At 71.0% G+C, this 11,538-nt stretch carries 10 protein-coding genes; 7 read left to right on the top strand and 3 right to left on the bottom strand.

The annotated features are described in order from the left end of the window. The first annotated feature begins 77 nt into the window (after positions 1-77). From ACZ4Z1_RS01245 to ACZ4Z1_RS01230, 4 genes are all read left to right on the top strand, one after another. Complete coding sequence (locus ACZ4Z1_RS01245; protein WP_468484499.1) at positions 78-1,517, top strand: GuaB1 family IMP dehydrogenase-related protein; 1,440 nt, start codon at positions 78-80, stop codon at positions 1,515-1,517. A 357-nt stretch (positions 1,518-1,874) separates the two neighbouring features. Further along, positions 1,875-3,350, top strand: a complete 1,476-nt coding sequence (locus ACZ4Z1_RS01240; protein WP_468484498.1) for an amino acid permease — start codon at positions 1,875-1,877, stop codon at positions 3,348-3,350. A 19-nt stretch (positions 3,351-3,369) separates the two neighbouring features. Then, positions 3,370-3,819, top strand: coding sequence for an Lrp/AsnC family transcriptional regulator (locus ACZ4Z1_RS01235; RefSeq protein WP_030017398.1), 450 nt, complete (start codon positions 3,370-3,372; stop codon positions 3,817-3,819). A gap of 66 nt (positions 3,820-3,885) precedes the next feature. Next, positions 3,886-4,341, top strand: coding sequence for a VOC family protein (locus ACZ4Z1_RS01230; RefSeq protein WP_468484497.1), 456 nt, complete (start codon positions 3,886-3,888; stop codon positions 4,339-4,341). Positions 4,342-4,379: 38 nt separating this feature from the next. Here ACZ4Z1_RS01230 and ACZ4Z1_RS01225 read toward each other — a convergent pair whose 3' ends face one another. Next, positions 4,380-5,384, bottom strand: coding sequence for a YdcF family protein (locus ACZ4Z1_RS01225; protein ID WP_468484846.1), 1,005 nt, complete (start codon positions 5,382-5,384; stop codon positions 4,380-4,382). A gap of 437 nt (positions 5,385-5,821) precedes the next feature. On the opposite strand from ACZ4Z1_RS01225, the gene ACZ4Z1_RS01220 reads away from it, so the two are divergent. After that, on the top strand, positions 5,822-6,619 hold the full coding sequence (locus ACZ4Z1_RS01220; RefSeq protein ID WP_468484496.1) for a carbon-nitrogen hydrolase family protein: 798 nt from the start codon (positions 5,822-5,824) through the stop codon (positions 6,617-6,619). A gap of 124 nt (positions 6,620-6,743) precedes the next feature. After that, complete coding sequence (locus ACZ4Z1_RS01215) at positions 6,744-8,429, top strand: flavin monoamine oxidase family protein (protein WP_468484495.1); 1,686 nt, start codon at positions 6,744-6,746, stop codon at positions 8,427-8,429. Positions 8,430-8,512: 83 nt separating this feature from the next. Here ACZ4Z1_RS01215 and ACZ4Z1_RS01210 read toward each other — a convergent pair whose 3' ends face one another. Next, entirely contained in the window at positions 8,513-9,280 is a 768-nt protein-coding gene (locus tag ACZ4Z1_RS01210; RefSeq protein ID WP_468484494.1) for a DUF5995 family protein, read from the bottom strand. Positions 9,281-9,497: 217 nt separating this feature from the next. Between ACZ4Z1_RS01210 and ACZ4Z1_RS01205 the strand changes: the two genes are divergently transcribed. Next, positions 9,498-9,950 (top strand): phospholipase, encoded by a 453-nt coding sequence (locus ACZ4Z1_RS01205; protein ID WP_468484493.1) that lies wholly within the window; start codon positions 9,498-9,500, stop codon positions 9,948-9,950. Positions 9,951-9,963: 13 nt separating this feature from the next. On the opposite strand, the gene ACZ4Z1_RS01200 is transcribed toward ACZ4Z1_RS01205, so the two are convergent. After that, complete coding sequence (locus tag ACZ4Z1_RS01200) at positions 9,964-11,385, bottom strand: uracil-xanthine permease family protein (protein ID WP_468484492.1); 1,422 nt, start codon at positions 11,383-11,385, stop codon at positions 9,964-9,966. Positions 11,386-11,538 lie beyond the last annotated feature (153 nt).

The following is an 11,538-nucleotide window of genomic DNA, read 5'->3' as shown; positions in this document are numbered from 1 at the left end:
CGCATCCTGACCGGTGCCGGTTCGGAAGCTGACTCCCCACCCGCCCGAGCAGTGAACCCGCAGGTGAGAGAGCCAGTATGAAGTTTCTGAACGATGCCAAGCCGCCGTACGACCTGACGTACGACGATGTGTTCATGGTGCCCGGCCGCTCCGCGGTGGGCTCCCGCCAGGGGGTGGACCTGGCCTCGCCGGACGGCACCGGCACGACCATCCCGCTGGTGGTCGCCAACATGACCGCGATCGCCGGACGCCGGATGGCCGAGACCGTCGCCCGCCGCGGCGGCCTGGTGGTCATCCCGCAGGACATCCCGATCGAGGTCGTCGCCGACGTCGTCAGCTGGGTCAAGCGCCGTCACCTGGTCCTGGACACGCCGATCGTGCTGTCCCCGGTCGCCACCGTCGCCGACGCCCTGTCGCTGCTGCCCAAGCGGGCGCACGGCGCGGGGATCGTCGTCGAGGGCGGCCGCCCCGTCGGCGTCGTCACCGAGCACGACCTGACCGGCGTCGACCGCTTCACCCAGGTCTCCGAGGTGATGTCCAAGGACCTGCTGGTCCTGGACGCGGACATCGACCCCCGCGAGGCCTTCAACCGGCTCGACGCCGCCAACCGCAAGCTGGCCCCCGCGGTCGACGCGGACGGCATGCTGGCGGGCATCCTGACCCGTAAGGGCGCCCTGCGCGCGACGCTGTACAAGCCCGCCACGGACGCCGACGGCAAGCTGCGCATCGCCGCCGCCGTGGGCATCAACGGCGATGTGGCCGGCAAGGCCAAGGCGCTGCTGGCGGCCGGTGTGGACACCCTCGTGGTGGACACCGCGCACGGCCACCAGGAGTCGATGATCAGCGCGGTCAAGGCCGTTCGGGCGCTGGACCCGCAGGTGCCGATCGTGGCCGGCAACATCGTCGCCGCCGCGGGTGTGCGCGACCTGATCGAGGCCGGCGCGGACATCGTCAAGGTCGGTGTGGGCCCGGGCGCCATGTGCACCACCCGCATGATGACCGGCGTGGGCCGCCCGCAGTTCTCCGCGGTCCTGGAGTGCGCCGCCGAGGCGAAGAAGTACGGCAAGCACGTCTGGGCCGACGGCGGCGTGCGCCACCCGCGCGACGTGGCGATGGCGCTGGCCGCCGGCGCGTCCAACGTCATGATCGGCTCCTGGTTCGCCGGTACGTACGAGTCGCCCGGCGACCTCCAGCACACCGCCGACGGTCGTCCGTACAAGGAGAGCTTCGGTATGGCCTCGGCGCGTGCGGTCCGCAACCGTACGAGTGAGGAGTCGGCGTACGACCGGGCGCGCAAGGGCCTGTTCGAGGAGGGCATCTCCACCTCGCGGATGTTCGTCGACCCGGCCCGGCCCGGCGTCGAGGACCTGATCGACTCGATCATCGCGGGTGTCCGCAGCTCCTGCACGTACGCGGGCGCGGCCTCCCTGGAGGAGTTCGCCGAGAAGGCCGTCGTCGGCGTGCAGAGCGCCGCGGGCTACGCGGAGGGCAAGCCGCTGCACGCCAGCTGGAGCTGATCCGCCGCCCGTCAGGGCCGCACCGTCCGGCCCCGCACCGATCGCTTCGGTGCGGGGCCGGACGCGTTTGCGGGGCGAACCGGTCGGTAACGTCCAGACGGTGAGATTTGTCGTTTGTGCGCAATAAACGACCGCTCCGCGGACAGGTGCGCAACAAATATTCACGCTTGCGCAAGGATCCTGCATTACGGCAGCTCACAAACGCCCCGTACAGTCATGCGCTGTACGTGGAGTGGCGGGGACCGCCTGCTCGGCGGTTCCCCCCTTTCGTGACGCGGGTCGTTTCGGCGTACCCGCGCACGGGGACCGCTGTCGGTCGTCCGCCACCGTGACCGGCAGCGAGAAGGAGCCACCCCAGTGTTGGAGCACGGCGCAGCCCCGCCCTCGGCGGGCAGCGATCCCCGGCCCCCCGCCCCCTCCGGGGGCCTCGGCACCCGGCTCATGCGGCGCAAGCCCGTCGAGCGGCTGGTGGCCGAGGGCGGCCAGGGCGAGGGCGGTACCCTGCGCCGCTCGCTGGGCATGTGGCAACTGACCATGATCAGCATCGGCGCGACGCTGGGCACCGGCATCTTCGTCGTCCTCGGCGAGGCGGTGCCCAAGGCCGGCCCGGCCGTCATCATCTCGTTCGTCATCGCCGGCGTCACCGCCCTGTTCTCCGCGCTGTCCTACGCCGAGCTGGCGGGCTCCATCCCGGTCTCCGGCTCGTCGTACTCCTACGCGTACGCCACCCTCGGCGAACTGGTCGCCTGGATCTGCGGCTGGTGCCTGATCCTGGAGTACGGCGTCTCGGTCGCGGCGGTCGCCGTCGGCTGGGGCGAGTACCTCAACGAGCTGCTGTCCGGCACGATCGGCGTCACCATCCCCGCCGCGCTGTCCGCACCGCCCGGTGACGGCGGGATCTTCAACCTGCCGGCGCTGATCGTCGTGATGCTCGCCATGGTCTTCCTGCTGGGCGGCGCCAAGGAGAGCGCCCGCGCCAACGCCGTCATGGTGACCATCAAGATCATCGCGCTGCTGCTGTTCTGCGGCGTCGCCGTGCAGGGCATCTCCTCCGGCAACTACGCCAACTTCATGCCGCTGGGCATCGCCGGCGTCAGCGGCGCCGGAGCCACTCTCTTCTTCTCCTACATCGGCTTCGACGCCGCCTCCACCGCCGGCGAGGAGGCCAAGAACCCGCAGCGCGACCTGCCGCGCGCGATCATGCTGTCGCTGATCATCGTCACCGCGCTGTACTGCCTGGTCGCGGCGGTCGCCGTGGGCGCCAAGTCGTGGAAGGGCTTCGAGGGCTCGGAGGCCGCGCTCGCCGGGATCATGAAGGAGGTCACCGGGCAGAGCTTCTGGTCCGTGCTGCTGGCCGCCGGCGCCGTCATCGCCATCGCCAGCGTCGTACTGACCGTGCTGTACGGGCAGACCCGCATCCTGTTCGCGATGTCCCGCGACGGGCTGGTGCCGAAGGTGTTCTCCAAGGTCCACCCCAAGACCGGCGCCCCGCGTGCCAACACCGTCATCGTCTCGCTGTTCTGCGGCATCCTGGCCGCGGCCGTCCCGCTCGGCCAGCTCGCCGACGCCACCAGCATCGGCACCCTGTTCGCCTTCGCGCTGGTCAACATCGCGGTGATCGTGCTCCGCTTCACCAAGCCGGACATGCCGCGCACCTTCCGTACGCCGCTGGCGCCGGTCTTCCCGGCGATCGGCTTCCTGCTGTGCCTGTACATGATGGGCAGCCTCGGCCCGGTCACCTGGGTCGTCTTCGGTGTCTGGATGGCCGTCGGGCTCGTGGTCTACTTCGTCTACGGCATCCGCCGCTCCCGATTGGCCACCGCAGAGAAGTGATCCACCCGCAGTGCGACAGATGAACGAACTCGACCAGCGCATCGTCCATGCCCTGGCGGAGGACGCCCGCCGCTCCTACGCCGACATCGGGGCGGAGGTCGGGCTCTCCGCCCCGGCGGTCAAACGTCGGGTGGACCGGCTGCGCGCCGAGGGCGCCATCACCGGGTTCACGGTACGGGTCGACCCGGCGGCGCTGGGCTGGGAGACCGAGGGGTTCATCGAGCTGTTCTGCCGCCGCAACACCTCGCCGGACTCCATCCACCGCGGTCTGTCGCGCTATCCGGAAGTGGCGTCCGCCTCCACCGTCACCGGTGAGGCGGACGCCATCGTCCAGGTCTTCGCCTCCGACATGCGCCACTTCGAACGGGTGCTGGAACGCATCGCGGGCGAACCGTTCGTGGAACGCACCAAGTCGGTCCTGGTCCTCTCCCCGCTGCTGCGCCGCTTCAGCTCGGGGTCGCCGGGGTGAGGCCCCGCCGGACCGGCCCGTCTCCGGCCCTGGTCCGCGACGGGCGGCGTACCCGATCATGGCGGGATGACTGCCTTCTACCATGTGTGCTTCGTGGTCCCCGACATCGAGCGGGCCATGCGTGACTTCCGGCGGGCGGCCGGGACGCAGTGGAGCGAGCCGGTGTCCGGCCGGCTCGGCGAGTGGGACTACCGCATCGTCTTCACGGCCGGCGGCCCGCCCTTCATCGAACTCGTCGAAGGGCCGCCGGGCAGCCCCTGGGACGCGTCCGGGGGAGCCCGGTTCGACCACATCGGCTTCTGGAGCAGCGATGTGCGCAGCGGCTCCCGCCGCCTTGAGGAGGCGGGCCTGCCCGAGGAGTTCTCCGGCTGCCCTTACGGCCGGCCGTTCGCCTATCACCGGATGGACAGCGTCGGAGCCCGCGTCGAACTCGTCGACATCAGCCGGCAGGCGGCGTTCCTCGACATGTGGCACCCGGGCGGCGGTCCGATGCCCGCCGTCGAGGAGGCGCCCCGGGGCTGAGGGCCGGTGTCCGAACCGGTCTCCGGCGGGCCCCGCGGTCAGCCGCTCAGGAGGGCGAGCGCGCCGCCCAGGATCATGAGGCCGCAGATGCCGAGGTTGACCAGCTTGTAGGAGAGGAAGACCGCGGCGAACTCCCGGATGGTCGCGCTCGGCCAGAAGTACGCGGCGGTGGGCGCGCCGACGACCTGGCCGTCGACGCCGGCGCGGCGGGCCAGCAGGGCGGCGCGCAGGACGTGGTAGTTGTTCGTGACGATCACGCAGCGGTGGTCCGGCACCGTCTGCTCCATGATCTTCTTGCTGAACGCCAGGTTCTCCTCCGTGGTCCTGGACCGCTCCTCGCACAGGATCCGGTCCGCCGGGAAGCCGCGCTCGATGAGGTAGTCGGCCATCGCCCGGGCCTCCGGGAGCTGTTCGTCGGGGCCCTGGCCGCCCGAGGTGAGCAGCATCGGCGGGTTGCCGCGCCGCGCCTGGCGCTCGTACACCGCCCGGGCCCGCTCCAGCCGGTTCGCCAGCAGCGGCGGTACGCGCGTACCGCCGATCAGCCCGGAGCCCAGGACCACCACGAAGTCGGCGTCACGGCGCACCCGCAGCCGTCCGTAGAGGAACGCGTAGCCGACGAAGCACAGGAAGAGGAAGGAGACGTAGCCCACGACCAGCAGGGTGGTACCGGCGAGCGCGACGAGGGTGCGCGATCCGGTGCCGACGGCCGCGATCAGCAGCGCGATGACCGCGAAGATCCCGACTCCGGCCAGCAGCGACAGCAGGTTCGCCAGGCTCCGGCCCTCCTTGCGGACCATCTTCACGCCGTTGAGGATCAGGAAGACCCCGAGGACCAGGACGCCCAGCGACGGCAGCAGGAGGATCAGCACGGTGACCGCCACGGCCGCCGCCGTGGGCATCCGGGACACGTGCAGAAGCAGGGCCGGCACCAGGAAGACGACGGTCAGGCCCAGATGGACGGCGTTGCTGAAGCGGCGCCGGTCGCGCAGCACACCGATGGCGAACAGGGCGAAGAACAGGGCCGGTAGGGCGTACGCGAGCATGAACACATCGTAGACAGGACGATCATGTGTCCGGGGCTGCTCGCGCCAGGTGCTCCGGCACGGCCGCGCCCGGCTGTGCGGCCCGTACGCGAGGTGCGCGTCGAAGGAGAAGCGGACGTCGTCACCGTCGGAGCGGAGGAGCTTCACGGACCCGGCCAGCCGCGGGTCCTCGGGGTTCCCGGCGGCGGGCCGGACCTCGTACGGCCGTGACCTCACGAGGCCCCGCGAAACCTGCCGCACCACGCGGCGCAACGAATCGCCGGATCATCCGTACAACACGCAACGAAACACCCGGCTGCACGCAATGGTGACGCCTTGTACCGGCGGTTCGGCGAACCGTAACGTCTAGGCGTCCCGCCGATCGCCGGGCCGCCGTGGCGCCGCAGAGCCCGCGTCGGCCGTTCCGGTCCGTCCGTACGTGTCCTCCGAGGGGTCCCATGTCGTCGCTGCGCACCGCCCTGCTCCAAAGTTCGGGACGGCCCGGCGATGTCGCGTACAACCTGCGGGCCGTCGAGGACGCGGCACGCGAGGCGGCCGCGGGCGGCGCCGGGCTGCTGGTCTGCCCGGAACTGTTCCTGACCGGCTACGCTATTGGTGAGGCCCTGCACCGGCTCGCCGAGCCCGCCGACGGCCCGGCTGCCCGGACGGTGGCCCGAATAGCCGCCGAGCACGGCATCGCGGTGCTCTACGGCTATCCCGAGCGCGACGGCGCGGCGGTGTACAACACGGCCCAGCTGATCGGCCCCGACGGACGGCTGCTGGCGAACTACCGCAAGACCCACCTCTTCGGCTGCTTCGAACGCGACTGGTTCACCCCCGGAGACGTTCCGGTCGTCCAGGCCGAGCTGGCCGGTCTGCGCGTGGGCCTGATGATCTGCTACGACGTGGAGTTCCCGGAGAACGTCCGCGCGCACGCGCTGGCCGGCACCGACCTGCTGCTGGTGCCCACCGCCCAGCTGCACCCCTTCCAGTTCGTCGCCGAGTCGCTCATACCGGTACGGGCCTTCGAGAGCCAGCTCTACATCGCCTACGTCAACCGGACCGGCCCGGAGGGCGACTTCGACTTCGTCGGCCTGAGCTGCCTGGCCGGGCCGGACGGCACCGTACGCACCCGTGCCGGCCGCGGCGAGGAGCTGGTGTTCGGCGAGGTGGACGCCGGGCTGCTCAAGCGGTCGCGGGAGGACAACCCCTACCTTGCCGACCGGCGCCCCGGCCTCTACGGCGCACTGACCTGAACCTGACACCGGCCACTCCGGGCCGGCCCTGAACGACCCCCGCAGCGGTGCCCCGGCGTCGCCCCCACGCCTGCCCGCGCGCACCCGCCCCCCTCACGTACCTGCCTGCAAGGAGCCCGAACCGATGACCGTGCCCACCGCCGCCCAGCACGCGGACGCCCAGCCGCCCATCACCATGTTCGGGCCGGACTTCCCGTACGCGTACGACGACTTCCTCGCCCACCCGGCGGGCCTGGGGCAGGTACCCGCGACCGAGCACGGCAAGGAGGTCGCCGTCATCGGCGGCGGTCTGTCCGGCATCATCACCGCCTACGAGCTGATGAAGATGGGCCTCAAGCCCGTCGTCTACGAGGCGGACCGGATAGGCGGCCGGCTGCGCACCGTCGGCTTCGAGGGCTGCGACCCGGAGCTGACCGCCGAGATGGGCGCGATGCGCTTCCCGCCGTCCTCCACCGCCCTCCAGCACTACATCGACCTGGTGGGCCTGAAGACCAAGCCGTTCCCCAACCCGCTTGCGCCCGACACCCCGTCGACCGTCGTCGACCTCAAGGGCGAGACCCACTACGCGCGCACCGTCGAGGACCTCCCCGAGGTCTACCACCAGGTCATGGACGCCTGGAACGCATGCCTGGAGGAGGGCGCGGACTTCTCCGACATGAACCGCGCCATCCGTGAGCGCGACGTGCCGCGCATCCGGGAGATCTGGTCGCGGCTCGTCGAGAAGCTCGACAACCAGACGTTCTACGGCTACCTCTGCGACTCCACCGCCTTCAAGTCCTTCCGGCACCGCGAGATCTTCGGGCAGGTCGGCTTCGGCACCGGCGGCTGGGACACCGACTTCCCCAACTCCATCCTGGAGATCCTGCGCGTCGTCTACACCGAGGCCGACGACCACCACCGCGGCATCGTCGGCGGCAGCCAGCAGCTGCCGCTGCGCCTGTGGGAGCGCGAGCCGGAGAAGATCGTCCACTGGGCGCCGGGCACTTCGCTGTCCTCCCTGCACGACGGCGCGCCGCGCCCCGCGGTCACCCGGCTGCACCGTACGGCCGGCAACCGCATCACCGTCACCGACGCGACCGGTGACATCCGCACGTACGAGGCGGCCGTGTTCACCGCGCAGTCCTGGATGCTGCTGTCCAAGATCGCCTGCGACGACGCGCTGTTCCCCATCGACCACTGGACGGCGATGGAGCGCACCCACTACATGGAGTCCTCCAAGCTGTTCGTGCCGGTCGACCGGCCTTTCTGGCTGGACAAGGACGAGGACACGGGGCGGGACGTGATGAGCATGACGCTCACCGACCGGATGACCCGCGGCACCTACCTGCTTGACGACGGCCCCGACAAGCCGGCCGTCATCTGCCTCTCGTACACGTGGTGCGACGACAGCCTCAAGTGGCTGCCGCTGGACGCCCACGACCGTATGGAGGTCATGCTCAAGTCGCTCTCGGAGATCTATCCGAAGGTCGACATCAGGAAGCACATCATCGGCAACCCGGTGACCGTCTCCTGGGAGAACGAGCCGTACTTCATGGGCGCGTTCAAGGCCAACCTGCCGGGCCACTACCGCTACCAGCGGCGCCTGTTCACCCACTTCATGCAGGACCGGCTGCCCGAGGACAAGCGCGGCCTCTTCCTCGCGGGCGACGACATCTCCTGGACGGCGGGCTGGGCCGAGGGCGCCGTGCAGACCGCGCTGAACGCGGTGTGGGGCGTGATGACGCACTTCGGCGGCAGCACGGACGCGGCCAACCCCGGCCCCGGCGACGTATACGACGAGATCGCGCCGGTCGAGCTGCCGGAGGACTGACCGAGGGCCGGTCGTATGCGGGCCGCGTACGGAGTTCCGTACGCGCCGCTCGCCGTCCCGCCCCTCGCCGTATGCGGCCCCCGTCAGCCCATCGGCGTCAGCAGGCAGCGGCCCACCAGGCCCACGCCCGACCCGAGCCGCTCGGCGAACTCCTGCGCCGTCCCGGGCAGGGCGCGCAGGCTCCACAGCACCCGCGCCGCCGCCCACGCGCCGTCCCGGGCCATCTCCAGACTCCACGAACCGGCGAGATGGGTGAGCGGATCGGCGATGTCCAGCAGGTCGGGGCCGGGCATCAGGCTCTCCCGGATGCGCTCCTCCAAGCCTGCCAGAAGGTCACCGATCCGGTCGAAGTCGGCCGCGAGGGCGGCCGGTTCACACTCCAGGGTGCGGCATGTGTCCACGACGGCCAGCGCCAGGTCGTGCCCGATGTGGGCGTTGATCCCGGCCAGCGCGAACTGCAGCGGCCGTACGCCGGGATGGCGGCGCAGCTGGAACAGCGGGCGCCAGCAGGCCGGTACGGTCAGCCCGGCGCCGGCCGCGTCCACCGCGGCGAGATAGCGCCGGGCGAAGACCGCGTCCAGCTCGCCCGTCGCCGACGGGTCCTGGAAGCCGCCCGCGCCGAGCCCCCGGGCGACCTCCTCGGTGACGGACAGGTACACCCGGTTGAACACCGCGATGCCGTCGGCGGACGGGAGCGTGGCCTCCAGCACCCGCATCCGCGCCAGGACGGCGGCCACCGGGGACACGGCGGCCGGGGGCGCGGAAGCCTGCGGGACCGCCGTGCCCGGCCGGGCCGCGCGCGTGGCCGTCGTGTCCTGAAGGCTGCCCGGGACCTGCTGAGTCGTCGTCATGCGCACAGGCTGACAGCCGGGCCCGTACCGTGGCGGCCGCCCGGTGGGTAGATGACCGGTTCGGGGTAATCCGCGGCGGTCTCTTGCCCGTACGGCGCCTGCCCGCCGATCACTGTTCAGCCAAAACTCCACCGGCGCTCGTCCGGACTGATTATTTTCAGCCTTCAACGAAGCGGCCTGTTCCTGCCAAGGGGCCGCCTTTCGACGGAGGTTGAAGATGTCCCGAAGACTCGCCGCTGCCCTGTCGGCCTCGGCCATGACCGTGACCGCCCTGGTGGCGGCCGCCGCCCCGGCGCAGGCCGTTCCCGCCGACAAGTCCAAGGTGCTGGCCGGCTGGACACAGACCGACGCCGGCAGCTACGGCAGCTGGCTCGCGGCCCGAGGCAATCAGGGCAGGTGGGCGGCGTACGAGTTCGACTGGAGCACCGACTACTGCACCACGTCCCCCGACAACCCCTTCGGCTTCCCCTTCGAAACCTCGTGCGCACGCCACGACTTCGGCTATCGCAACTACAAGAAGGCGGGCACCTTCCCGGCGAACAAACCGCGCCTGGACAGTGCGCTGTACGAGGACCTCAAGCGGGTCTGCGCCAAGTACAGCGGCGCGAAGAAGACCTCGTGCAACGCGCTCGCCTGGACGTACTACGAGGCGGTCAAGAAACTCGGCTGACCGGGGGCCCGCCTCAGGCCGTCGGCTCCGGCCCGTCCGGTCCCGACGGCTTCCGGGGCGCCCCCTCCTCGTCGTACGCGCTGGTCCCCTCGTCGAGCAGCGGCTCCTGCCGCTTCAGGTGCGCGGGGGCCAGCGCGCGCAGCACGTGGTAGCCGGAGAGCACCACGATCGTGCCGAGCGCGATGCCGCCCAGCTCGAAGTTGTCGCTGATCTTCAGGCTGACGCCGCCGATGCCGATGATGACGCCCGCGGCGACCGGCACCAGGTTCAGCGGATTGCGCAGGTCCACCTTGTTGTGCACCCAGATCTGCGCGCCGAGCAGGCCGATCATGCCGTACAGGATGACGGTGATGCCGCCCAGCACACCGCCGGGGATCGCGGCCACCACCGCGCCGAACTTCGGGCACAGGCCGAAGAGCAGCGCGAAGGCGGCCGCCGCCCAGTAGGCCGCGGTGGAGTAGACGCGGGTCGCCGCCATGACGCCGATGTTCTCCGAGTACGTGGTGTTGGGCGGGCCGCCGAGCGCGGTGGAGAGCATCGAGCCGACGCCGTCGGCGGAGATCGCGGTGCCCAGCTTGTCGTCGAGCGGGTCGCCGGTCATCTCGCCGACGGCCTTGACGTGCCCGGCGTTCTCGGCGACCAGCGCGATCACCACCGGCAGCGCGACCAGGACGGCGGACCACTGGAAGGACGGCGTGTGGAAGGACGGCAGGCCGATCCACTCGGCCTTGCCGACGCCCGACAGGTCCAGGCGCCAGTGGTCGGTGACCTGCCCGGCGCCGTTCGCCGAGTGGATCTTGCCGAAGGCCAGGTCGAGGAGCCAGGAGATGCCGTATCCGAAGACCAGGCCGAGGAAGATCGCGATGCGTGACCAGAAGCCGCGCAGGCAGACCACGGCCAGCCCGGTGAAGAGCATGGTCAGCAGCGCCACCCACTGGTCCTGCGGCCAGTACGTACTGGCCGTCACCGGCGCCAGGTTGAAGCCGATGAGCATCACGACCGCGCCGGTGACCACCGGCGGCATCGCCGCGTGGATGATCCGCGCGCCGAACCGCTGGACCGCCAGACCCACCAGGAAGAGCGCCGCGCCGACGACGAAGACCGCGCCGGTGACGGTGGCGCTGCTGCCGCCCTGCGCGCGGATCACGGCCGCGACTCCGACGAAGGAGAGCGAGCAGCCCAGGTAGGACGGCACCCGGCCGCGCGTCGCCAGCAGGAAGATGACGGTCGAGACGCCCGACATCATGATGGCGAGGTTGGGGTCCAGGCCCATCAGCACCGGAGCGACGAAGCTGGCGCCGAACATCGCGACCACGTGCTGCGCGCCGAGGCCGGCGGTACGGGGCCAGGACAGCCGTTCGTCCGGTCGGACGACGGCTCCGGGGGCGGGGGTGCGCCCGTCGCCGTGCACGGTCCAGCGCACACCGAGGCCCATGAGTGCTCCACTTCTTCACATACGTCGCGGGGGTCGGCCGGGCGGGACGCCGGCCGGGTCATGTTAAGTCGGCATAAGGCCGGCCCGGGGCGACCGAACCGGCAGGCCCGCCGTGCGGTGTTGCCCGCCCCGGCGGCCGGAGCATTTTAAGCA

The organism is Streptomyces sp. NPDC030165 (genome assembly GCF_055573595.1).
Note: the sequence above shows the minus strand (reverse complement) of the source record. Positions and strands in the feature narration are given on the sequence as shown.

Excerpts from the sequence above, each read along its gene's own strand:
- ACZ4Z1_RS01245 (WP_468484499.1), top strand. The coding sequence starts at position 78 with ATGAAGTTTCTGAACGATGCCAAGCCGCCGTACGACCTGACGTACGAC.
- ACZ4Z1_RS01235 (WP_030017398.1), top strand. The coding sequence starts at position 3,370 with ATGAACGAACTCGACCAGCGCATCGTCCATGCCCTGGCGGAGGACGCC.
- ACZ4Z1_RS01230 (WP_468484497.1), top strand. The coding sequence starts at position 3,886 with ATGACTGCCTTCTACCATGTGTGCTTCGTGGTCCCCGACATCGAGCGG.
- ACZ4Z1_RS01225 (WP_468484846.1), bottom strand. The coding sequence starts at position 5,384 with ATGCTCGCGTACGCCCTACCGGCCCTGTTCTTCGCCCTGTTCGCCATC.
- ACZ4Z1_RS01220 (WP_468484496.1), top strand. The coding sequence starts at position 5,822 with ATGTCGTCGCTGCGCACCGCCCTGCTCCAAAGTTCGGGACGGCCCGGC.
- ACZ4Z1_RS01215 (WP_468484495.1), top strand. The coding sequence starts at position 6,744 with ATGACCGTGCCCACCGCCGCCCAGCACGCGGACGCCCAGCCGCCCATC.
- ACZ4Z1_RS01210 (WP_468484494.1), bottom strand. The coding sequence starts at position 9,280 with ATGACGACGACTCAGCAGGTCCCGGGCAGCCTTCAGGACACGACGGCC.
- ACZ4Z1_RS01205 (WP_468484493.1), top strand. The coding sequence starts at position 9,498 with ATGTCCCGAAGACTCGCCGCTGCCCTGTCGGCCTCGGCCATGACCGTG.
- ACZ4Z1_RS01200 (WP_468484492.1), bottom strand. The coding sequence starts at position 11,385 with ATGGGCCTCGGTGTGCGCTGGACCGTGCACGGCGACGGGCGCACCCCC.